This is a genomic window from Sphingobacterium sp. N143, from assembly GCF_030325625.1.
Taxonomy (GTDB): domain Bacteria; phylum Bacteroidota; class Bacteroidia; order Sphingobacteriales; family Sphingobacteriaceae; genus Sphingobacterium.
The window spans coordinates 99,383-124,066 of sequence record NZ_JACAIS010000003.1; the positions used below are offsets into that span (position 1 = coordinate 99,383).

A 24,684-nucleotide genomic window follows, 5' to 3' on the forward strand; every position below is an offset into this window, starting at 1 on the left:
TTAGGCCAAGAAAAGTTCTTGATCTATGTCAACTTATTTTAATGTTTAATACAAGAAATTAGATGGTATATTAAAACAGTGATAAACAACAAATAACACTTATTAAAGATGAAAAAAATAGCTATTAATGGATTTGGTCGTATCGGCCGGGCCGCTTTGAAAATTATTTTTGAAGCCCCGGACCTGGAAGTTGTTGGAATTAATGATCTGATGAGTATTGAAAATGCTGCTTATTTGCTCAAATATGATAGCAACTATGGAAAATATGAAAAAGATGTACGTATCGAAGGAGATGCGCTTGTTGTTGATGGAAAATCAGTTAAGTATACAAGCATTAGAGAAATAGAAAATTTGCCATGGCGAGAAGTTCAGGCTGAAGTGGTCATTGAAAGCACGGGTATATTTACCAATAAAAACGATGCGGAGAGACATTTATCAGCCGGAGCAAAGTTTGTCGTCATCTCAGGCCCTACCAAAGATACACCTACTGTCGTGCATGGCGTAAACACCGAAGATGGCAAGGTGTCTGTATTTTCATGTGCCAGCTGTACCACCAATAATATCAGCCCGATTATTGAAATACTGGGCAGAAAGCTCGGTATCAAAAAAGCGATCCTCAACACGACACACGCCTATACGGCCTCGCAGACTCTTGTCGACGCCCCTTCAAAAAAAGAACCCCGTATGGGAAGAGCAGCTGGCATTAACCTTGCTCCGGCAGCAACAGGGGCGGCGATAGCAACGACCAAAGCCTTACCGCAGTATGCCGGAAAATTTGATGGTATTGCAGTCAGGGTTCCGGTGCCAGTGGGATCGATTTCAGATATTACTTTTATTGCTGAAAGAGCTACATCGATCGAAGAAATCAATCAGATCTTGATTGAAGAATCCAAAACGGAAAGATACCGTCAGGTTTTGGCCGTAACAGATGAGCCACTCGTCTCTCACGATATCGTTAAAAGTACCTTTGCCGCAACAGTTGACCTCGAAATGACGCGGGTGGTCGATGGAGACCTGGTAAAGGTGATGGCTTGGTATGATAACGAATGGGGATTTACAAATCAGATGATTAGACAGATACAAACGATCTAGGCATTCACATTGTTTGAGTAGATACGTAGCCTTTTTAAGCAATATGTGTAAAATTACACCTATTGCTTATTTTTATCATTTAAGACATTCGCCTGAGGTACCCCTCTTCTAACAACGTAATGTTCCACTAACGCCAGTCCGAATAAGCGGTATGTATGCGATACCGAAAAGTCTGGAATTTCAGGTTCGTAACAGCAGGCAAGTAAAGGAATTATTTTTATCTTTATCGATAGATTATTACTTTCTATAAAGATAAATAACCTGAATATAACCACTGTTAATGACTGATCTAAAATGGAAAATAATGTACTGTACTTATTCGCTGCAATATTTATAATCGTTGGTACTGTGCTTAACAAAAAGAATGCGCGATATTTGCTAAGCGGATACAATACACTTTCCGAAGAGGAGAGAAATAAATTTAATCTCGCTGATTTCCTTACATTTTTCAAAAGATCCTTCATCATTTTAGGCGGCTCATACCTGATCGTGGGCCTGCTCATTTCTGTATTCATTGAAGACCCAATAGTTTTTACCATCTACAGCATCTTATATCCTTTAATCGGTATATTTTTGATTCTGTATACATCATCAAGATTTCATCATCAAAACAAGACATCATGGATCGTATTGGTAATGGGATCATTAATAATCATACCGATCATAATCAGTATCGGTATTGGTCTTTCAAAGATCAAAATTACTTTGGACGAATATAAAATAAATGTTTCGAGCCCCTATGGTGTAACCATTGATTATCATCAGATAAAATCCATCCATATCCAGAAAATGCCGCCCACCGTGCATAAGGTGAAGGGGTTTCAAATGGTTCAAGTTAAAAAGGGTATTTTTAAACTGGCTGACGGACAATCCATAACAGTCCTGAGCAATGGAAAGGATAGTTGTTTTAGGATAACAACTACCCAGAACACCTATATTATTGACTACGATGCTGATCTCAAAAAAAGATTATATAAAAAGATTTATCCCGCAAATATTGACATGGCCGAACGATTAATGAGTCAGTAATAGGAGTAACTATAGACGATTCTATATCCATACCATCTTTTAAATCTTTTAGCTTAAATTCATTAGATTCCTGAATTTATTTTAGTACAGATTAAAGCTACCACAACCCATAATGTCAAATGAAGAAAAAATTAAACTAACACACTCAAAACAATCCATCCACAAATTACCCCCTAACAAGCAATCGATTAGCTGATTTATTGATCTTAATACAATCATTAAATCTTATCAATACAAATCTGCAAACAACTCAATGTAAAACATTTGATACAATTAAAGAGCAAATAACATCGAAATAAGTTCTTTTTCACCGAGAGAATGCAATGACAGCACAAATAAATTAATATCCAATAAATAGCAACAACTGTCAACAAATATGATTTAATTAAATTATTAATAAAACACAATTAATTATTTAAAAATATATTTTAAATTTATAATATTACAATTTACTCTAAATACTGCCATTTACTTATTATAAATATTGTTTAAAAAAAATACAATGATTGATTTAAATATGGCGAAGCCGAAAAGCCAATAATAGAGTAGGAAAAACCAAACAAATAAACCAATGAATTTAGCAATTCATCCTTCGGTAGGCATTGCCCGGCTCGGGAACAGTCTTACTGATATCTGTTTATCACCTGTCACCATCGGAGGCCTCCCCTTTGATGCGGACATAAACAGAAACCCTTCGCAGCCCATCACAGATTTCAAAGATAAGCTGGGTCGTATTAAACGACAGGGCCAACCATTCACTGTTGTCACAGACACTGGCGAAGAAATCACTCTTGACCATCCAAATGTGACATCGATCGAATGGACAGTACATCTGGCAAACAAAAAAGCTGCTTGGTATCAATATAGTGAGTTACAGGGGAACTTATTATATGGCCCTCAGAACAGCTACCAGAATCAACAAATCTCTTTCAGAAACCCAGAAAAGAAAAGTGAACACGAAAGACAAACGCTGATTATAGATCCTGGACCAAGAACTATTTCAGGAAGAAAAAACTCAATAGGCTTCGATAAAACCAATGTTCCTGCGGGTTATCCAGCACAATACCCACCTGAAAAGGTTCAATTTGGGGTAGCTGTAACGACTTTGGGTGATCTCTTGACGGACAGTTCTGGTAGGCTGATCGTTTTGGGCGGCTATGGAAATGCTGGAGGAAACCTCCCTCTGACAAGCTATGGCGGGTCAAGTACCTGGCATGACGATATTTCTGACGGTGCTGTATATTGCACAGTTACATTTACCGATGGATCTTCGGTTTCATTAACAGCATGGGTCGTGGTCGGCTCACCTGATTTTGCACCTGAGATCGTGAATATTTCAACTTTGAGCGATACCATGTTTGATGTGGCAGTCAGGAATTTTGACCTCGTTCCGGATATGTACAGTAATGGAAACTATAACCCTAATTATCAAGCAAATTACCAAAGGGATATTTTACCCATCATCAACAGAATTGGAAGATATCAATGGGTGTCCAATGTGCAGTCAATGATGGCTTTCACAAGCAATATTTTTGACTTTACCGACAATTCAGAAGCTAATTGGCACAATAGGCAAAATTACCTCTCTTATTTTAGACGGAATGACGCTCAGCCCCCCGTTCCTCCTGCTTTACCGCAAGAACAATTATTTAAAGAAAATGGAACAGATATATTCCCGATGATGCCGCTAAACTCAGGAAGTAACTCCGTGAGCAATACGAACATTATGAAATTTCTGGCCTTAGATCAGACTCAGTTATTTTTGATGCAGCAATGGGCCAATGGTTATTTCGTCAATAATCCTGATTATGACAAATACCCGGTAGATTCGAGCGATATGGCAAGTGTCGGCAATTGCGTGGGTTTGCCGATGTGCCCCGGGATTGAAGTGACATGGAGTCTGCAGAACCCGATCATTTATGCTGCACCATATAGAATTTTACAATACGGGAATGAACAGCAATATGCCGCAAATGGATTAACGCCTTCGAGGGATGAATGTGAAGGTGGCGGCTGCGAACCGGGTGACCTGACCAAAAGAATGGCCTGTCCATGGCAAGCTGATTTCTTTCAGTGCACGATCCAACTGATCAATTTCACAGACCCTTCGACCAATAAAGCGGGATCACCGGCAGCTCCCCTGCCTCCAACCTATTACTCTTACTGGTGGCCGCCCCAAAGTCCATGGGATGTTCTGGTAGGTGAATTTACAGCGGACGGTCAGGCCGCAACGAATGTTCCTGCTGGTCAACAAATGAATTATGCCCGTGGAATAAACAGCTTTACACAGATGGTCTCATACTGGTATGCCCTGGGCTTCATCAGAGATATCAATTCGAACAGTACGGGCTTCCCATTCTTTGTCGAAACAGAAAGAAACAACGAAATATTTACTTACGACAATGTCCCTATTAGCCAGATAAGTGGGAACAAAGAGGATAATGAAACAACAATTCCTGTTTTCTATATTGAAGAAGATACACAGGTCATCAAGAAAAGAAGTGAAAAAGGACGACTACTGATGGAGCATTTGGAAGAAGTTGGATTCAAAAAGATTGAAGTTGCTGGTGAGCGTATGCCATTGCCACGTTCGGGAACCCGAAACAGAAGATAGGAGATGCAAAATTTGTTAGAAACGAATGTATTAATTGTCGGCGGAGGTCCTGCTGGGGCTTCTGCCGCTTTAAGTTTGCTTAAATATTCGAACTTAAATGTCATTATTGTAGAAGAATCGGATTTAGCGTCAGTAAAAGTCGGTGAACAGGTCAATTCAAGTATTTTTGGTTTATTGGAATATATGGGAATTGGAAGGGATGATTTTACCCAGGATAATTTTATACTGGGATACAGCAGCACGGCTGCCTGGGGAAGCGAAAGGATCTCGGTAAGGGACTCCATTTTTAATACTGAAACCGAAAGCTTCCAGTTAAACAGGGAAGAATTTGACTACACGCTATTGGAGAAAGTATCAGAAAAAGGAGGAATTATTTTTCCGAGGACAAAATGCCTCCAGTTTGACCAAAAGGATGATAACAGTTGGGACGTAGATTTAAAACATGACACAAAAGGACATTTTGCAGTACATGCAGACTACCTGATAGATGCGACGGGGAGGTCAGGTAGTGTCGGCAGAAAGCTAGGCCTTGAGTCCACACGATACGATGAATTGACAGCCATTGGAAAGTTTCTATACTGTAAAGAATCGCAGCATGTCAAACAGGATATTGTTATTGAATCTATTGAAGATGGATGGTGGTATTGCGCCACGTTGCCTAATCAGAAAATGACCTTAACCTTCTTTACAGACGCAAGTATCATCAAAGAAAAAAGGCTCGAAAAAATTGAAAACTGGAATGAGCTTTTGTCAAAAACAACTCATATCCAACATAAAATCACAGCAGCATACTCGGTAGGAAAACCATGGGTAAAGAATGCTTTTTCACAGGTGACGGACATTCTTTCTAGAAAGAACTTTTTGGCCGTCGGTGACGCCGTTGCATCTTTTGATCCCATCTCTTCTATGGGCATCGGGTTTGCCATCACTTCGGCCTGCAATGCTGCCAAAGCTATTATAGATGCAAATCTAGGATATGAAAAAACTTTTACAAGCTACCAAGAGAATATAAACGCGATTTATCATCAATACCTACAGACTAAAGCTTTTTTTTACCAGAAAGAACAACGCTGGAGCAATTCTGCTTTTTGGCGAAAAAGGATCTGACAAGATAGCATTACACCCAGATTATTTTATCTTACTGGTATCAACAGGCCAATCATCGGTACGAAATGGCGCGACCGGTAATCCAGCTTTGTTGAAGATATTCCCGATCCCTGTATTGCTAAACTGATAGCGAACAGCCACCGGTGTCTTGACCTGCTTGCTGGAAACAACGATCTGATGTCCTTTTATTTTGACCGCAGCGGGATAAAAGACTTTGTCGGCACCTGCTATAAACATTTCTTTGGGTGCATTGCCCTTGAGTATTAAGCCTTCCCCTGCATTGTCAAAATCTAGCTCAACCTGGTTTTTCTGTATAGTCAACGATTTAAAGATCGGACTTTTATAGGTTCCCCGATCTAAATTGTAGTTTTCAGCCAAAGCCAAATTTGCCAAGCGGAGCCCTACATCTTTTTTATTGGACGGGTGAATATTCAACGTATCTTCAACCAGGTCTGAAACCACGACCATACCGGTCTTTGCTGTCGCAAGGTTTTTAGTTTGTGCTTCCCGGAGCAATGCTCCTACATTGTACTTCGGATACTTGTTGGGCGCTATCTGTACAAAATAAAACGGGAAGTCCTTATTCCATGACTTACGCCAGGAGCTGATCAGGGTATCCATCAATACAGTATAGCTTGACGCAGTCTCTACATTGCTTTCTCCCTGATACCATAGGACACCAGCAATAGTATGATTAATCAACGGAGCAATCATTGCATTATAGGTATACCCAGGAGTGATGGGCCAGCCTGTTGATACTTTTTTCTTCATGGCGGCATCTTTCAAAACTGGATTGTTTGCCACCTGTTGGGCTGGAACCCATACCTCAGCTGGCGTCCCACCCCAATTACTGCTGATCAAACCTATAGGAACATTCAGCTCCTTGTTCAGCACTTTTCCAAAATAATAGGCGACGGCACTGAAACTTTTCAGGGTATTGCTGTCGCAAACCATCCAATTTCCTTCTAGGTTATCCTGAGGTGTCCGGGATGTTGCTTTGCTGGCCTGAAAGAATTTTATATTCAGCTTGTCGAGCAGCGGAAACTCTTCCTTCACACTGCTCAGGCCATGGTTATAGCTCCATTCCATATTTGACTGGCCACTGCATAACCACACTTCACCAATGAACACGTTGTCAAGGACAATTTTATTTTCACCTTCAAATACAATAGTATATGGACCGCCCGCTGCTGGTGTTTGAATATTAGCTTGCCAATTTGCATTTCCGTCAGTCTCCACTTCTGTTGTTTTATTGTCCCAGGAAGTGCTGATCTTTATCTTTTCCCTGGGTGAGCCCCATCCCCACAGCCTCGTACTTGATTTCTGCTGTAAAACCATATCACTTGCCAATATATTTGGTAAACGGATATGCGCATAGGAAGAAAGCGCAAAAAAAGAGAAGACCAGGAAAAAGAAATATTTATTCATCATGTTATGTTTATAATGTTATTGCGGTTCATCATTCGCATTGATTGGTTCTCTCACCTCCCCACAACTCATTGAATAACAAAAATATATCATATAGATTAACTTTGCAAGTATAGTTTATTTTCTTAAAAAAAGTACCAGGGAATAGACAATACTAATTAAAATCTGGCCAATTATCGGTACGGAAAGGTGCTACGGGCAATCCTCTTGCATTAAAAAGATTAGGCATAGATACGTTGGTAAATCCGAACCGCACCGCCTGAGGTTCTTTAACCTGATCTGAAAAAACGAGCAATTCCGAGCCTTGGAGTTTAAATTTGGCTGGATAAAATTTACGGTCTTTGCCAGCGATATAAAGATCAATAATTTCTTTACCACGAACCTCCAGTTTACCTTCGAGATTGGAAAAGGATATGGATATTTTGTCACCTTCAACCTTATATTCCTTTAGGGTCGGCGACTTGTAATCAACCAATGGCCGTGCATACATTTCTGCTAAAGCTAGATCTGCCAACCGGGATGCCACTTCTTTCTTTCGTGTAGGATGGATATTCTTTAGATCGTCAACGAGGTCTGTGGTGACCACCATGCCTGAGCGAGGTAACAAACAGGCCGTCTTCGCTTGTTGCTCCCGCAGTAGTGCAGCATTAGGTTTTTTATACTGCGAATAGGTATGGGGCGCAATTTGTACAAAATAAAATGGAAACTGATATCCCCAGGCTTCCCGCCAGGCACCTACCATTGTTCGGATGAGCTTATCATAACCAGCATAGGAAATGGTATTATCCTCGCCTTGGTACCATAATGCACCTGCCATCGTATATCCTGCAAAAGGAGCCAGCATGCTGTTCCAAAGTACTCCGGGTTGATAAGGTTTACGGGGGGCCAGCTTTTGATAAGCCGCATATGTCTTCAGCTCCTCATCGGACTCTACCTTTTCTTTTGGTGTCCAATATTCGGCAGCACTACCGCCCCAGCTGGCATTGATGATGCCTACTGGAACATGCAGTTCACGCGAAAGTTTTTCAGCAAAGAAATAACCAATTGCGGAGAAGTTTTCCAGTGTCTGTGGGCCACAGACAGTCCAGCTGTCAAAGATATTGTCCTGTGGTGTTTGGGAAGCGATATTGCTGACCTGCAGCAGCCTGATCTTTGGATTCGCTGAGCTTGGCAGGATGTCCAAAATCTCTTTGAGTTTATTGGCCCCCGACCATTGCATATTGGATTGGCCTGAACAGACCCAAACTTCACCAATCATCACATTTTTAAGTTCCAAGTGCTCCTGTTGGGAAACAAATTTTATGGTATGGGGTCCTCCAGCAGGAGGTGTTTCTACTTGTGTGCGCCAAGTCGCATCGCCAGTGACAACAGTTTCCAAAGTATCTTTGCGCCAGGAAGGTATGACCAATACTTTTTGTCCCGCTTTTGCCCATCCCCATATATTGACCATAGACTGGCGTTGCAGCACCATGTTGTCCGAGAAAAATGCTGGGACTCTCAACCGTTGACCAAAAACATCGGCCAATATCATCCAGCAGAAAATGATCATCAGTACTATTCTTTTCATCCGTTTAAATTATTGTTTTTAAATACCGCTGTGTTTGGAACATGGATATTTCATAATTGCTTTATTTTACGGGCTTATTATTTATTTTCACCACAAGCAGTAAAAGTGCTGCCACCAAAAGCCCTACTGCCACAACCTGGTAAGTAACGGCCAGACTCACATTAGCATCTTTCAATGCACCACCGATGTATACCATCAATCCTCCTACGATGGTACTCAAAAAATTCAGGAAACCATAAGCGGTGGCACTGTATCTACTGTCGGCAACTTGTCGTAGTAGAGGCATCAAGTTGGCATCGTTAAAACCTCGTGCCAACCCAAAAATCAGCATGCCAAGGATGGCCCAAGTAAAAACGGTGGTCCAAGCCATAAAAAATAAGAATGGTGCCCCAATGCAAAAGCCCAAGATGATCACATAAAGCCGGGCCCGTTCATTTTTACGCTGCCAGCGATCGGCCAATATCCCACCTATAATGACACCGGCAAAAGATCCAATCTGCATATAACCTGTAGCAGAAATGCCGGCCTCGCCCAAATCAAGGTGGAACTGTTCTTTCAGGAAAGTGGGTAGCCAGCCATTGATCAGCCAGTTTGCCATACCGAGCACGGCAAAATAAACCAAGATAATATAAAAAGAAGTTAGCTTAAAAAGAGAGGATAACACCTCTTTCAGCTTCACGCTTTCCACATTATTTGGTTCAGACTCCTGGGCTGGAAGAGCTGTAGAACGGTCATGTAAGGTATAAGCCAACACGATGGCATACAGTACGCCAAAGAGGCCAAAGACATGAAACCCCTGTCGCCAGCCCCAATACTCAGCAATATATCCCCCCAGCCCACCTAATGCCATACCTGTGTAGAGCCCGCACATGTGCAAGCCTGTGGCCAAAGAGCGCGTCCGACCGGTATGATAATCGCTGATCAATGCCAGTGCTGCAGGAATGTAACAGGCTTCACTCACCCCCATTAGTATGCGCGTGGCCAATAATTCGGGGAAAGAACGTGCATAGCCGGTCCATAAAGTAACTGCCGACCATATAAATACAGAGAAAAGAATAACTTTCCTTCGGGAGTAGCGATCGGCCATATAACCTCCAAATGGGCTTACTATACCATAACACCACAAAAAAACGGAGGTCAATAAGCCAAACTGTGCATCGTTCAAATGAAATTCACCGACAATAGGATCTCGCATTGAAGTGATCAGCAGGCGGTCAAAGTAATTTAAAAAAGCAACTACCCACAACAGCACGACGACGAGCCAGGCATATCGCATTGAATTCTTATTTATCATCATCTTTGGTTATAATATAGGTCTTAGGATTATTGATTTATAAGCTTATTGACTCAGGCATACAGTCAGTATACGTGATGTACGTATACCTGGCCGGACCTCCCCCATTGGAATAAAGATCATATTGCCGTACTGCACTGTACCTGTCGTAACGGGGCTCCATACGCTTGCTCCCGGATTGCTCGCCGCATCACCACCTTTATGGACAGGGATCTCTCCGGCATTTCCCCATTTTCTATCCATGATATGATAAGACAGAATTTTATTGGAAAACCCTGGATGCTCGTCCTCTAATGCGGCATTAGCCAACGAACCATCATCGCCACCAAAAATAAGCAAGCGACCCGATTTTTGATCGATAGCTGCAGGACTTGGGGCAGCAGCGACAGCATCTTGTAGGTCAGGCAGCCGTTGCCAGACACCATGTTGATCCAACAGATAGGCATCCTTTAAATACTTCCGGTGGCCATTGATCAGCTGTACGCCAGAGACGACAACCAAATTACCATCAGCATTGCCGGCTACGGCAAGCATACGTCCCGGCCCAGGTATTCCGGTCAATATCTCCCAGCCTTTATCTGGATCTTTCAGGTCCATCCGCCAGCATGTCGTTGTGGCCTCCTTGACATCCGGTGCCTGTATCCCTCCCAATATATACCAATAATCACCAATACGCACTGAAGCACAATTGGCTATCGGTGCAGGAAGGTCGGGTAGCTGGGTAAAGACTGCCCCGCCAGTTGAAACCTGTAACATATAGACATCTGTAAGATGGCCTGACTGATCACTCCCCCCAGCAATATATAACTTATCTTGGTATGAAGCATAGGCCCCATATCCCATTGGCTTAGGCAACATAAAGGATGCTTCTTGCGAATTTCCGTCCGCATCAAAGATAAAAATCCGGCGCGACCAGACCTTCTCTCCACCCTTCCAGGGAGGAGTCCCCGAAGGAAAATTGGCGCCACCCAAAGCGTATATCTTTCCACCCATATAACCGACGTAAGCGCCGGCATACCCCATTTTATCCACAACATGTCCAGTAGTGTCCCATACCATCACGGGCATTTTTGTCTGTGCTATTGCACTAAGATAATCCATAAATAAAAAAGAAAACAAAACAAGCTTAATGATACATTTCCACATAGTGCAAGAACTTCAATTTTTCCAACGCAGCCAACAGGAGCTGCTCATTCCTTTCATTCAACAAAGTCAATGGCAGGCGCGGGCGCCCCAGATCTAGCCCCATATGTTTCATAATTGCGCGCTGCACCGGAATCGGTCCGTATTTGACCAGGAGCTGTACCATCTCTACGGCTTTAAAATGCAGGTTACGGGCAGCTTCATGATCTCCTTGGCTAAATAACCGTATGACCTCCTGGTAGAGCGGTGCTGCATAATTATAAGTACTCCCAATGGCTCCCTCCGCACCCACAGCAAGTGCAGGCAATAACAATTCGTCATAACCGAAAAGTATATCAAATTTGCCCTCTTTATACTGTAGGCAGGCCTGGTATTCATGCAAAGTAGCCGCAGTATATTTAATTCCCTGAAATGTTGGGATCCTTTCCTCTGCCAGTTCCAGGAACCGCAGCATATCAATCTGTACCCCTGTTACAGTAGGTATATGGTAGTAATAAAAAGGGGTATTAGAAGCTGCGGCGGCAATTTCTGCCATTGCATCCACTAAATTTTCAACTGACGTGGGTTTAAAATAAAAGGCTGATACCGCAGAAATATAATCTGCACCAATACTTTCAGCATGTGCAGCCAATCGCTTCGCTTCGCCAATGGAGCTATGTCCAACATGCACAAAAGATAGTATCCTGCCCTGAATAGCTGCTATGTAGGCTTCGGCTATAGCCATTCGTTCATCTGTGGAAAGGCTCGGTCCTTCGCCATTTGTCCCACAGATAAATACCCCTTTTAGCCCTTGCTTTACGAGATGCTCAGTCAATGCAGGAATAGTACCGAGCTCGATATTTCCAAAAGCATCATAAGCGGCAAATGCAGCGGCAATTAAACCTTTTATTTTTTTCTTTTTTTCCATTTGATAGCGGTATTTTTAATTTTATAAAAGTTCTTTTAGTGGTATCCGCTGAAAGATAAGATCAGCTTGGCTACTTTCGTAGAATACGCCAATGGTATCTTCGTCCACAGATGTGATGCAGGAGTATCCCCGTCCCTTGCCTTCGTCGAGCAGTACTTTGGGCCGCCAAGAGCTTCCGTTGTCATCACTGCTCTTCAACGTGATAGCTGCACGTACAAATTTGGAAGCAGGATTACAGAATACGAGCAATGATTTTGCCTTCCCTCCAGATTGATAGTTATGCTTATGAATACTTGCCATACATGTGGGTTCAATCAAGGCCCGGTGTGAAGTCGGATGTTCGGTCCATGTCTCGCCCAGGTCTTGAGTCACTGCGATTGCGCGTCCGTTGTCATCTCCTTTGTGATCACTGTTATAATTTGACCGCATATTCAACATGATTTCACCATTGTCAAGTTGTACGGCCATGCACTCAGTGGTCGATTCTGCAAGTGCTGGATTAGAAGTTTTCCATGTCTTTCCCCCATCTTTACTATAGGTAATATTTGAGAACGCTTTACCGGTTTCGTCCCGTCCTTGACTCGGCACGACCAATGTCCCATCTTGGAGGGTAATGCCGTGTCCCGGGGCAGGAGCCCAAAGCCACCATTCTTTCTTTTTTATATTGGTCAGATTGATGGGCTTTGACCAGGTCAGGCCATTGTCCTCGCTTTTTACCATCAGGAACTGTGATGTTTGTTTGATACCAAATCCGGGCTGTGACCCTTTATTTTTCCACTGGTGATTGTGTATCTCCCGGCCATCCTTAACCCCGGGATACCATGTACCTGTTTCATCCAGTACCCCGTACATCCACAGTCCTGCAACATAGATCGTACCGGTACGTTCGTCAAGTAAGATATTGGCGTCTGATACACCATTAAACTTTTCGGGCAGCCCCCCATATGTTCCCATATCGATCGCGATCTCCATCGGTAACCAGCTATGCCCACCGTCAACACTACGTGATACGCCAATATCGATATCACCTTGCAGATCCCGGCCTTGGTCCCGACGGGCATCATATACAGTGATCAAGCTACCGTCTTTAGCCGTAATGATGCCCGGAATACGGCTAGTATGCACCCCTTCTCCGCCAGCACGATGTACCGCTATCGCTGGCCTATAGCTATTAAATTTGCCCGAAAGCGAAGATTTAAACGGCAGGCCAGGGAGTGAAACGCCTGAGACTGCAACCTGAAAAACTTTATCCAGCTCTTTAAAAGGACGAACTTTAGCAGTCAACCAAATATAATTGGTTCCTTTTTCGAGCTGTAAAGAGCCGGTAAGTTTTCCTGTTCCCCCCTGCCATTGTTCTGTTCCAACTAAATGAAGTCTGCCTGTCTTTCCATCTGCAATTAATGTTGAATCTGCTCCGGCGTACCAACAGCTTATACTATCAATGAACTCGTCTCCCATGTCATCAGTCTTTAGGACCAACTCAACATCGACTTGTCGGGATTTATCGGACGTAAATTCCAAACGTTTTAAGACATTAATTGACTGATCGGCCAGCACAGGCAAGGTATAATGTCTTTCAGTAATCTGAACTTGGGCTACTGAAGCCGAAGCCAGTATGATCAACAGGAATAAAATTGAAATTTGTTTATTTATAATCATGTTTTAGGTACTTATGTAGTACATATAATGGTAAAAAAACTTCAGAAGCGTCTAACGTTTCTGAAGGAATTCAAGATGGGGACGTAAATGTTCGTGCATAGCTTTCGAAAAAGATACGTGGTCACCATCCTTCAGGATCTGTACCAGGTCGCTGTGTGTAACCTCTGATTTAATACTATGATGACTTTTTTTCAATACAAAACCAAAAATTGGCAACAGCATGGTCTGAAAACGTTTTAAGGTCGTATTACCTGTAATTTCATACAGTTTTCCATGAAATGCAATTTCCTGGCTAATTCTGAAATCCTCCACGTCTTCCTCTTTATCACGTTTTACAATCCGCTCCAATTCGCTAATATCTTTTTTTGTCTTCCGCAAGTAGAGCAAATCAGCCATACCTAGCTCAAGCACCAGGCGCAATTCAAAAATATCTTTTAATGTATTTTCATCCATGAGCTGCGGGTTCAGGACGCGCTCGAATGAACCCAATATATCAGGAGAAGACAGGACCATCCCTCTTTTCTTCTTCGTTTCGATCAGTCCCAACATCCGCAATCTGCTCAAACCTTCCCGTAATACATTACGGCTCACATCAAGAGCTTCGGCAAGTTCCAACTCTGTAGGAAGTGTATCCCCCGTTTTGAGTTCCTTATTGGAAAGATATTCTCTTATGCGCAGTTCGACCATATCCGCTCGGGTATTTGTCGCTATAGGTTCTAGGTCATTTATCATACTGTACGTAATAATCTATTTTCATTATGTTCAACAAATTAACATAAAAAAGAACAGCTATGCAAACGAGTTTATTTATAGCCATTTGGCTGATGAATATTCGGATATCCATTTATTTAAGGTTTTATGATCAGTAATATCATGCTATAATATTGTTGTTATGTACTACATAACTAAATTAAAAAAAAAGATATATAAATCAAAATTTTATGCTGTTTAGCGTAAAAACCATATTAAAAATATCGCTGCGTTATCACTAAAGCTTACCGAAAAAAAACAGTGGAAGTGGTTATGAATAATTGTTTTAGCTTGGATTTTGATTGATAAAATCTGTTATATTATCACACTAAAAAATTTATATTTTATATCTCAAGGTCACAAAATAAACTATAAAGGTAAATGAAAATATCAGCCCAAAAACATTTATCCGATATTGAACAGAATTCTGACATTTAAGATCTGCCAGAACTCTGTCGATTTTCATGTTATAAACTAAAATTGTTCAAAAAGTTTTCCAATTCCTCGATAGGGACACCATTAGCAGATGAAACAACAGCATATCTATTTCCTTCTAAATATTGTATGCTTGTCAGTCCGTCATTTTCAAACATACTCCAATCAAATGAAACTAACCAACCTTTATAGTTCTTTACAGCAGACTTGCTACCTGGTTCTTCAAACTCCTTTAATCCTAAATAATTTAACAGGTTACCCTTCACCTGTTCAGCTCCAGGTCCTGCCCCATCAGTAATCATCAAGTAAATATTTTGGTCTCCTTTTACATAGTTTGCTGAAGCAAAAGAGCCCGTCTCTTCATCTTCAAATGCATCTAAATCGGTCAGTTTGAACCCATTGATCTCCTGGCTAAACTTTGCCTTAAAATCATTAACATGAATAGGTTTTATTTTTTTTAATTCCTTTGCTAGGTTTTCAACCTTCAAAGAATCAGCATTTGTCTGCACACGTCCAACAGTATGAACAGCGCGCTCGTGGCCAAAAACAGTGGTAAAAGTAGCCGCGCTGATCAGCATGGCTCCCAATACACTTATTCCCGAATAAGGAAATTTCATATCGATATAATTATTTTAATTTTATCTCCTCTCAGCAAAAAACAGACCAATTGATCATGGAAAAATAATCTCTAAAAAACTCTTACCTTTACCATAAAGCATGACGTAATTTGATTGATGACTTTTAAATTAACCTATAGAACTAGCCTGTTCCTCTCTTTTCGATACTGGTAATGGTGCGCAAATGGCCTTCATCAGCAATTCTGATCCATAGCGCTTCCGGATTTTATCCATGGCTTGTATCAGGCTGATTTCTTCCGCACTGTCACTAAAAAGATCGGTCTGGTATGCACCATGGATCAGGCCCGAGAACTTGATCCCGATCAAACGTATCAACATACGCCGGCTATACAGGTTTTTGAATAAGGTCAGCACCACATCCACAAGTCTTTTATCTGAATTGGTAAAAGCAACTTGCAGCTGTTGCGTATGTGTATCAAAGTTACTATAACGAATCTTCAGGGTCACACAACTGGTCAATTTCAAATCGTTACGAAGTTCAAAAGCCAGTGTATCAACCATACCGATCAAGGTCCTGCGTAAGGTGTCCATATCGATGGTATCTTGCCCGAAAGTCGTCTCCTTGGACATGGACTTCTGCTCACGAAAGGGAACAACCAGCGAGTTATCCTGTCCATTTGCTTTCTTCCAGATACTGACACCATTTGCACCAAGGACATTATATATGGTGGTTGCATCCATCCTTTGTAAGTCCCCAATCTTCGATATCCCCATATTCCGTAATAAAATATAAGACCTCTCACCTACCATTGGAATCTTACGGATGGACAATGGGGCAAGAAAACCTTTTTCCGTTCCATTATTAACATACAGCTCACCACAGGGTTTGGCCGTGCCCGTGGCAATTTTGGAAACAGTCTTATTGACCGAGAGACCAAAACTGATCGGAAGCCCCGTCTCTTTTATAATGCGCTGCCGAAGTTCCTGGGTCCATTTCCAACAACCGAAAAAACGATCCATTCCTGAAACATCAAGATAGTGTTCGTCAATACTTGCCTTTTCAACAATAGGAGTTTCTTCTTCAATAATGTGTGTAACAAGACTGGAATACCGGCTGTACATGTCATGATCACCCCGTACAACAATGGCTTCAGGACACATGCGTAATGCTAACCGCATGGGCATCGCAGAATGAACGCCAAATCTCCTAGCTTCATACGAACAAGAAGCCACCACCCCACGATCACTCTTACCACCGATGAGAATGGGTTTCCCGATCAACTTGCTATTTTGCAAACGCTCAACAGACACAAAAAATGCATCGAGATCACAATGTACTATACTCCTTTCCATGCTATTCAACGATCAAGTTGTTACGACTATCTATTCATATCTGGTAAACACGTTAATCAAAAATACTAATAATATTAGTAAAAAATCAACTTATGGCAGATAAAAAATATATAAACGACTAATAATGAACATGATAATTTAAAGCAACCTCATAAATAAAACCTCAGGTATCAAATCATTGAAAATGTACCCCAGATACAATAGATTAAAATTTAATTATATTTGTACCGATAAACACCCTACCGGTATCTGTTAAAAACATAGGCTGTCCACCCTGGATGGCCTTTTTTATATCCACCGAATCACATTGCAATTCTCACCGGTTCTATTCATACGGATGGGCTGAAAATGATTAACGGTGGAGATATTTGCCAATTTATTCATCAATCCACGTCTGACGATTCATATTTTGCAACAATTACATTTAATCTTTAACATTTTTTTACGTCATCATTTGCACCGGATTTGAAGTTTAATTACATTTGCTTTACGGATGCAAGGAAGATTTCATCAATATTTGTTCAACGTAGTAGGTACTATACTAATCAGTTTGGGTTGGTGCTTTGGCGTAACACAATATTATTCAACCTCCTATTCTTCTGTCGATCATCAACATGCTGTCAGTTCTTCTGATCAAGTTGTGGAAAACAGAGACCTTGGAACAGAAACCTTATATCAAGGTAAACATCATCCCCCTACTAAATTCCGTGCTTATTTCCCCGAAAACGACACTGAAAATGATGATACAGGAGAGAGTTCTGCTGGTTCCGACTTACTTTTCTTGTCTGGAAATGACTTTGGAAATTTAATTTCCTATTTCTCTGCCGAATTTCTGAATAAACGTGTGGCCATTTCCTTGGCTTACTTGGAGAACCTCAGCCCGAGTAAAAGTTCTCTATATATCCATTACGGAGTTTTTAGACTGTGATTTTAGACTAATTTTTATCATTTAAATGGCTTGGTTTTCAATATTTATTTTGGGAACCCGGGACATTATTGCCCAATTTTTTTAAAAATTATTATAAAAATATTATCATGGTCATGAAAAATCTCATGTACATAAACTTGTGCCTCATCATATTTTCCATAAGCTGTCAGTCGGAGAAAAAAGAAAAAACAGAAGCTGCAGTTTTCAATGTCACCACCCCTCTTGTAAAAGATACACTCGTCAATAAAGATTATGTGGCTCAGATTCGTTCTATTAATCACATCGAACTACGTGCGCAGGAAAAAGGCTATATCCAATCTATTTTTGTGGATGAGGGACAGTATGTGCAAAAAGGACAGTCACTATTTAAGATTATGCCCAATCTATATGAATCTGATGTTAATCGTGCCAAAGCTGAGCTTAGATACACAGAGATTGAATATCAAAACACCAAAAATCTTTCTGAAAAAGATATCGTAGCACCGCAGGAAACCGAAATGGCCAGAGCAAAATATGAAAAAGCCAAAGCCGAACTCGCCGCGATGAATACACACCTCCAATTTACGGACATCAAAGCTCCTTTCTCAGGCATTGTTGGCAAGCTGCATGTCCGCAAAGGAAGTCTTGTTGATGAGGGGGAATTGATCACTGAACTGTCAGACAACAGCAAAATGTGGGTATATTTCAATGTCCCCGAAGTCGAATACCTCAACCAAATGGATGCAAAGAGAGACAACACGCCGCTACATGTACGCCTCAAAATGGCCAATGGCAAGGAATTTAACCAGGATGGTATCGTAGAAACAATCGAATCCGATTTTAATAACGAAACAGGAAATATAGCCTACCGGGCCACATTCCCCAACCCCAAAGGGTTATTAAGATATGGACAGACCGGAAATATCATGATCACATCGCCTTATCAGGATGCGCTCATGATCCCACAGAAAGCCACATTTGAGGAACTTGAAAAGAAATATGTTTATGTCATAACAAAAGATAACAAAGTAAAAGCAAGAGAGATCAAAGTTGCTGCTGAACTACCTCATATCTATGTTGTCGCCTCTGGTCTGGGAAAAGATGAAAAGATTCTTCTGAATGGTCTCCGTATGGTACAGGAGAACCAAACAATAGCATCTAAATACCAAACACCAGAGAAGGTCATGTCAAATTTAGATTTATATGCAGAGTAATTAAAAAGCAGCCTTATGTTTAAAAAAGTAATACACCGACCGGTATTTGCCATCGTGATATCAGTCGTGATCCTATTTATCGGTGGCCTGGCAATCAAACAGCTTCCTACCGAACAGTTTCCTAAAATTGCACCAACGACGGTCGCGGTATCCATTGCCTATCCCGGGGCGAGCGCAGATGTGCTCGTCAAATCATCGTTGATCACATTGGAAAATGCGATCAATGGCGTTCAGGGAATGCGCTATATCGCCACAGATGCTACCAGTGCTGGAGAGGCTACTGTCAATGTCATCTTTGAACCCGGAACAGATCCCAATGATGCAGTCGTACTGGTAAAAACCAGAGTGGATCAGGTCATGCCCCTACTTCCTGAACTAGTCCAGAAAGAAGGTGTGATCGTCAATCCTATCCAGCCCAGTATGTTGATGTATGTGAATCTTTACAGCACCAACAAAAGCATGGACGAGAAGTTCCTGTACAATTATGCCATGGTGAATATCATTCCTGAAATCAACCGTATCCATGGTATTGCCAAATCACAGATTCTAGGAAGCCGAAAATATGCCATGCGTATCTGGCTGAATCCGGACCGCATGCGTGCCTATAGTTTATCTGTTGATGAAGTCATGGAATCCATTGGTGAACAGAGTATTATCGGCCGGCCGGGACGTCTTGGTCAAAGCTCCGGTATTGCTGCCCAGTCATTGGAATATGTATTGACCTATAAGGGACAATATAATACACCTGAAGAGTATGAAAATATTATCGTTAGGTCCAATACTGAAGGAGAAAATATCAAACTGAAAGACGTCGCCAAAGTCGAACTGGGCAGTGAGTTCTTTGATATTTACTCCAATTTAGATGGACATCCCTCAGCATCTATTGTGCTCAAGCAAAATTATGGTAGCAATGCCAATGATGTCATCAGGGATGTCAAGGCCAAACTGGATGAAATGAAGGGCAACTTCCCTCCCGGTATTGACTACAAGGTCAGCTACGATGTATCTCAATTTTTGGATGCTTCGATCGAACAGGTAATGCATACTTTACGGGATGCTTTTATCTTGGTGGCCATCGTCGTTTTTATTTTCTTAGGAGACTGGCGTTCTACCTTGATCCCTATCATTGCGGTGCCCGTATCCTTGATCGGAACATTTTTTGTCATCCAGCTTTTTGGTCTATCGATCAACCTGGTCACACTTTTTGCTTTGGTCCTGGCCATCGGAATTGTAGTCGACAACGCCATCGTTGTTATTGAAGCTGTCCATGCTAAAATGGAAGAAAACAATATTTCACCCTATCATGCGGTGAAAGAAGTAATGGCCGAGATTGCAGGTGCTATTATTGCCATCACAGCCGTCATGGTTGCAGTATTTATTCCGATTTCATTTATGACAGGGCCTGTCGGTACATTCTATCGTCAATTTTCAATTACCATGGCGAGTTCCATTGTCATATCGGCTGTTGTCGCCCTGACATTAACACCTGTATTGGCAGCCATGCTTCTCAAAAATAATCATGGCAAACCCAAACAAGTAAATATATTTACCAAATCACTGGATGCTTTTAATAATGCCTTCGATAAAGTGACCGGAAAATACGCTTCTTTCCTTCGGAAAATTGCTAGCAGAAGGGTGGTCACCTGGGGCATTCTGATGGCGTTCTGTGCTGGAATATTTGTCATCAACAAAACGCTTCCTGGAGGATTTATCCCAAGTGAGGACCAGGGAACCATTTATGCAATTATTCAGACACCTCCCGGATCAACTCTCGAGCAGACAAATAAAGTATCCCGAGAGCTGCAAAAAATATGTCAAGCGGTGGATGGTGTGGAGTCGGTATCATCGCTGGCAGGTTATGAAATCATGACCGAAGGCCGTGGTTCAAATGCTGGAACATGTCTGATCAACCTGAAGACCTGGGATGATCGTGAGCATTCCGTCAAAGAGATCATGGAAGAGCTCGAAGAGAAGTCAAAGGATTTAGGTGCCACAGTCGAATTTTTTGAACCTCCTGCGGTACCCGGATTTGGATCTTCCGGCGGTTTCTCCATGCGCCTGCTTGACCTCAACAGAACAACTGATTATCAGGATTTCGACAAAGTGAACAAAGCATTTATCGCCAATCTAAAAAAACGCAAAGAACTGACCGGCGTATTTACCTTTTTTGCGGCCAACTATCCACAATACGAACTGGTCTTTGATAATAATGCAGCCATGCAAAAAGGGGTGTCTATTGGTAAAGCCATGGACAACCTGAATATCCTTATTGGCAGTACCTATGAACAGGGCTTTATTCGATTTGGGCAGTTCTTTAAGGTATATGTGCAGTCATCCCCCGAATTTAGACGGCTTCCCTCGGATATCATGAACCTATATGTAAAAAATGATCATGATCAAATGGTCCCCTATTCTGCGTTTATGACATTAAAGAAAACACAGGGACCAAATGAGATCACCCGTTATAATATGTATAACTCCGCAGCCATCCGCGGCCTTCCAGCCAATGGATATACAACTGCTGATGCCATTCAGGCAATCAATGAGACCGCCCTCAGCACATTACCCCATGGTTATAAAGTAGCTTGGGAAGGATTGTCGTATGATGAAGCCCAGCGTGGAAATGAAGCAATCTACGTGTTTCTCGTGGTGCTGGTATTCGTCTATCTTGTTCTCGCTGCTCAATACGAAAGTTTTATTCTCCCCTTTTCGGTATTACTTTCCTTGCCTGTGGGTGTTTTTGGTTCATTCTTCCTATTGAAGGCCATGGGACTAGAAAACGATATTTATGCACAGGTAGGACTTATTATGATCATTGGTCTCTTGGGTAAAAATGCCGTGCTCATTGTCGAATTTGCAGTCAAACGTCGCCAGGCCGGTGACTCCATTTTAGAAGCCGCTATTGAAGGTTCAAGAGCACGTTTCAGGCCAATCTTGATGACTTCCTTTGCATTTATAGCAGGGCTTGTTCCCCTCGTCTTTGCGGGTGGTGCCGGTGCCATCGGAAACCATACCATAGGTGCATCTGCATTAGGGGGAATGCTTGTCGGGACAATTTTCGGCGTCATTGTCATTCCAGGGCTCTATTACATATTTGCCAAAGTGGCCGACGGGCGAAAAATGATCCAGGCCGAAGACGAATCACCATTAAGCGAAGATATGATCCATTATGAATAAGAATAAAATATATCAGTATACGGGCTATGCTCTTTTCCTGTTAAGTTTTGCAGCCTGTAAACCCATAGAGATACAACAGCGTATTGAAAATAGAAATGTGCCCGAAAAATATGGTAACGCAGACCGGGATTCTTCGAATACCGGAAAAATCAAATGGCAAGCTTATTTTTCGGACCCTAATTTATTGGCACTGATTGATCAGGCGCTTCAAAATAATCAGGAATTACATATAGTCCTTCAGGAAATTGAGATCTCCAAAAATGAGATCAGTGCGAAAAAAGGTGAATATTTGCCTGCTGTGGGTGTTAAAGTTGGAGCAGGTGTAGATAAAGTGAGCCGCTATACAAATATCGGTGCCATGGAAGCAACCACCGAAATCGAACCCGGTAAAGAAATGCCTGATCCGTTATTTGATTTTGGAATCGGCATCCAGGCAAAATGGGAAACGGATATTTGGGGAAAGCTTCACAATGCCACAAAAGCCCAGCTCCAAAGATACCTTGCTAGTGTAGAAGGAAAAAATTTCATGGTGACAAACCTCATTTCAGAAATTGCGGATTCCTACTACGAACTCCTTGCATTGGACAATGAATTGATGGTTATCAATCAGAACATCAAAATCCAGAACGATGCGCTGGATGTGGTAAAGGATCTCAAAAAATTTGCCCGGTCCAACAAGCTTGCCGTAAAAAGATTTCAGGCGCAGATCCTGAAAACCCAGGGTATGCAGTACGACATCAAACAGCAGATTACAGAAACAGAAAATAAAATCAATTACCTGGTCGGAAGATTTCCGCAACCCGTACCACGAAACAAGGATGCATTCGATCAACTTGTCCCACAAACGGTGCATACGGGTATCCCTTCAGACCTGTTGGAAAATCGGCCTGACATCAAGCAGGCGGAGTATGATCTCGCTGCTTCCAAACTGGATATCAAATCGGCAAAAGCACGATTCTATCCATCACTGGATATTGCTGCCGGAATAGGTTTTCAAGCATTTAATCCGACTTACCTCGTGAAGCCTGAATCTTTTCTCTCCTCTCTCGTAGGGGAACTTACAGCACCATTGATCAACAAAAAAGCGATCAAGGCTGCATACTACAATGCCAATGCAAGGCAAGTACAGGCGGTTTACCATTATGAACAGACGATCTTGGGTGCTTATATTGAAGTGGCAAACCAACTCTCCAAAATTAAGAACCTCGAAAGTAGTGTTGATATTAAAACCAAAGAAGTCGATGCCTTGAATGAATCCATCGGCATTTCCAACGACCTGTTTAAATATGCACGGGCTGATTATATGGAAGTGTTGCTCACGCAACGTGATGCTTTAGAGTCCAAATTCGAATTGGTCGAAAAGAAAGTGAACCAGCTTAAGGCCAGTGTAGCCATTTATCGGGCTTTAGGTGGCGGATGGAGTCATTAAAATATACGTTTAGTTTTTATTTTTACTCGTTGGGGGCTTGTCTTAGGATAAGCCCCTTTTTTATTCTTACTGTTATTCATCCCGTTTTTTATTCTTCCTTTTTCCCGGCTATTCAGTAAATTTACCATAAGCAATTAAAAATAAACCCATTATGAACAGATCTGTAAATAAAAAGGTCAATCTATTGATCTTATATGCCATTATCAGCTCCCTGGCTCTGATTGGTCTACTGAGCAAGTCTTTCTTCATCAAAGATACTACTGCCCAGCAGAATGAATTAACTGTAAAACGCCTGAATATTGTCGGTGAAGATGGAAGTTATCGCATGGTTTTCAGCAATGAAAAGCGTCAGCATTCTGGGCGCGTTGCCGGAGAAGATCTTCCTCCAAGAAAACGGCCGGCAGGAATTATTTTTTTTAATAATGAAGGTGATGAATGTGGCGGTCTCATCGCAGAAGTAGATCAAACAGAGAAAGGAAAAAATGCCTACATGTCCTTTACCATGGATAATTATCATGATGATCAAGCCTTACAGATTATTAACGATGAGTATTATGAGGATGGAACGACTTCCATACACCGAGGTGTTGTACTGAATGAATATCCTGAAAATTCAAACCTGATGGATAGGTACCATAAACTATTGGAAGCAGATAAGATTACTGATCAAAAACAACGTGATCTTCAAAAACAAATGATCCTGGATAATAAAAGTGCCAAAAGAAGGCTTTTTATCGGAAGGGGGAAAGATAAAAATACAGGATTATTCCTTTATGATCAGCTGGGGAAACTTAAAATGAAAATTTTCATTGACGTTCAGGGAAATCCACGGATGCAGATCCTTGATCAAAATGGAAACGATAAGGATATACTGTCATTTCAAAAGTGAGAACACAGAGCAAATAACAACTAGCTCCATCCACTCCTACGCCAACAAATTAATTTTTCGAGCTTAGGTGGATGGGGCTATGCACTTCTATTTCAAAAATGAGATTTTCCAG

General features: G+C 41.7%; 18 protein-coding genes. 9 read left to right on the plus strand and 9 right to left on the minus strand.

The genetic code is table 11. The features are described from left to right. The first annotated feature begins 108 nt into the window (after window positions 1-108). From HX021_RS06765 to lodB, 4 genes are all read left to right on the plus strand, one after another. Window positions 109-1,092 (plus strand): type I glyceraldehyde-3-phosphate dehydrogenase, encoded by a 984-nt coding sequence (locus HX021_RS06765; RefSeq protein ID WP_286589391.1) that lies wholly within the window; start codon window positions 109-111, stop codon window positions 1,090-1,092. 294 nt (window positions 1,093-1,386) lie between these two features. Then, the gene (locus tag HX021_RS06770) at window positions 1,387-2,121 is read left to right on the plus strand and encodes a DUF3784 domain-containing protein (RefSeq protein ID WP_286589392.1); all 735 of its coding nucleotides are present in this window, start codon (window positions 1,387-1,389) and stop codon (window positions 2,119-2,121) included. A gap of 571 nt (window positions 2,122-2,692) precedes the next feature. After that, a complete protein-coding gene (gene lodA / locus HX021_RS06775) occupies window positions 2,693-4,735 on the plus strand; it encodes a CTQ-dependent lysine 6-oxidase LodA (protein WP_286589393.1) in 2,043 nt (680 codons plus the stop codon). Between the two features lie 3 nt (window positions 4,736-4,738). Then, window positions 4,739-5,842, plus strand: a complete 1,104-nt coding sequence (gene lodB / locus HX021_RS06780) for a lysine-epsilon-oxidase maturase LodB (RefSeq protein WP_286589394.1) — start codon at window positions 4,739-4,741, stop codon at window positions 5,840-5,842. Between the two features lie 21 nt (window positions 5,843-5,863). On the opposite strand, the gene HX021_RS06785 is transcribed toward lodB, so the two are convergent. The 9 genes from HX021_RS06785 to dinB all read right to left on the minus strand — a co-directional run bounded on the left by HX021_RS06785 (window position 5,864) and on the right by dinB (window position 16,956). Beyond that, the gene (locus tag HX021_RS06785) at window positions 5,864-7,273 is read right to left on the minus strand and encodes a sialate O-acetylesterase (RefSeq protein ID WP_286589395.1); all 1,410 of its coding nucleotides are present in this window, start codon (window positions 7,271-7,273) and stop codon (window positions 5,864-5,866) included. A 151-nt stretch (window positions 7,274-7,424) separates the two neighbouring features. Further along, entirely contained in the window at window positions 7,425-8,837 is a 1,413-nt protein-coding gene (locus HX021_RS06790) for a sialate O-acetylesterase (protein ID WP_286589396.1), read from the minus strand. 61 nt (window positions 8,838-8,898) lie between these two features. Beyond that, on the minus strand, window positions 8,899-10,134 hold the full coding sequence (locus HX021_RS06795; RefSeq protein WP_286589397.1) for an MFS transporter: 1,236 nt from the start codon (window positions 10,132-10,134) through the stop codon (window positions 8,899-8,901). A 42-nt stretch (window positions 10,135-10,176) separates the two neighbouring features. Beyond that, window positions 10,177-11,232, minus strand: a complete 1,056-nt coding sequence (locus HX021_RS06800) for a galactose oxidase (protein ID WP_286589398.1) — start codon at window positions 11,230-11,232, stop codon at window positions 10,177-10,179. Between the two features lie 25 nt (window positions 11,233-11,257). After that, window positions 11,258-12,181: a dihydrodipicolinate synthase family protein gene (locus HX021_RS06805; RefSeq protein ID WP_286589399.1), complete on the minus strand. Its 924-nt coding sequence runs from the start codon at window positions 12,179-12,181 to the stop codon at window positions 11,258-11,260. A gap of 21 nt (window positions 12,182-12,202) precedes the next feature. Further along, window positions 12,203-13,840, minus strand: a complete 1,638-nt coding sequence (locus HX021_RS06810; protein WP_286589400.1) for a sialidase family protein — start codon at window positions 13,838-13,840, stop codon at window positions 12,203-12,205. A gap of 51 nt (window positions 13,841-13,891) precedes the next feature. After that, on the minus strand, window positions 13,892-14,572 hold the full coding sequence (locus tag HX021_RS06815; protein ID WP_286589401.1) for a FadR/GntR family transcriptional regulator: 681 nt from the start codon (window positions 14,570-14,572) through the stop codon (window positions 13,892-13,894). A gap of 485 nt (window positions 14,573-15,057) precedes the next feature. Continuing rightward, window positions 15,058-15,642 (minus strand): hypothetical protein, encoded by a 585-nt coding sequence (locus HX021_RS06820; RefSeq protein WP_286589402.1) that lies wholly within the window; start codon window positions 15,640-15,642, stop codon window positions 15,058-15,060. A 129-nt stretch (window positions 15,643-15,771) separates the two neighbouring features. Then, window positions 15,772-16,956 carry a DNA polymerase IV gene (gene dinB / locus HX021_RS06825; RefSeq protein WP_286589403.1) on the minus strand — a complete coding sequence of 395 codons (1,185 nt, stop codon included), beginning with the start codon at window positions 16,954-16,956 and terminating at the stop codon, window positions 15,772-15,774. Window positions 16,957-17,449: 493 nt separating this feature from the next. Between dinB and HX021_RS06830 the strand changes: the two genes are divergently transcribed. The 5 genes from HX021_RS06830 to HX021_RS06850 all read left to right on the plus strand — a co-directional run bounded on the left by HX021_RS06830 (window position 17,450) and on the right by HX021_RS06850 (window position 24,572). Then, complete coding sequence (locus tag HX021_RS06830) at window positions 17,450-17,884, plus strand: hypothetical protein (RefSeq protein WP_286589404.1); 435 nt, start codon at window positions 17,450-17,452, stop codon at window positions 17,882-17,884. Between the two features lie 113 nt (window positions 17,885-17,997). Then, window positions 17,998-19,077 (plus strand): efflux RND transporter periplasmic adaptor subunit, encoded by a 1,080-nt coding sequence (locus HX021_RS06835; protein ID WP_286589405.1) that lies wholly within the window; start codon window positions 17,998-18,000, stop codon window positions 19,075-19,077. A 15-nt stretch (window positions 19,078-19,092) separates the two neighbouring features. Then, window positions 19,093-22,254, plus strand: coding sequence for an efflux RND transporter permease subunit (locus tag HX021_RS06840; protein WP_286589406.1), 3,162 nt, complete (start codon window positions 19,093-19,095; stop codon window positions 22,252-22,254). Further along, window positions 22,247-23,683, plus strand: a complete 1,437-nt coding sequence (locus HX021_RS06845; protein ID WP_286589407.1) for a TolC family protein — start codon at window positions 22,247-22,249, stop codon at window positions 23,681-23,683. The genes HX021_RS06840 and HX021_RS06845 overlap by 8 nt, the downstream gene beginning before the upstream one ends. Before the next feature lie 151 nt (window positions 23,684-23,834). Beyond that, entirely contained in the window at window positions 23,835-24,572 is a 738-nt protein-coding gene (locus HX021_RS06850) for a hypothetical protein (RefSeq protein ID WP_286589408.1), read from the plus strand. Window positions 24,573-24,684: the final 112 nt, after the last annotated feature.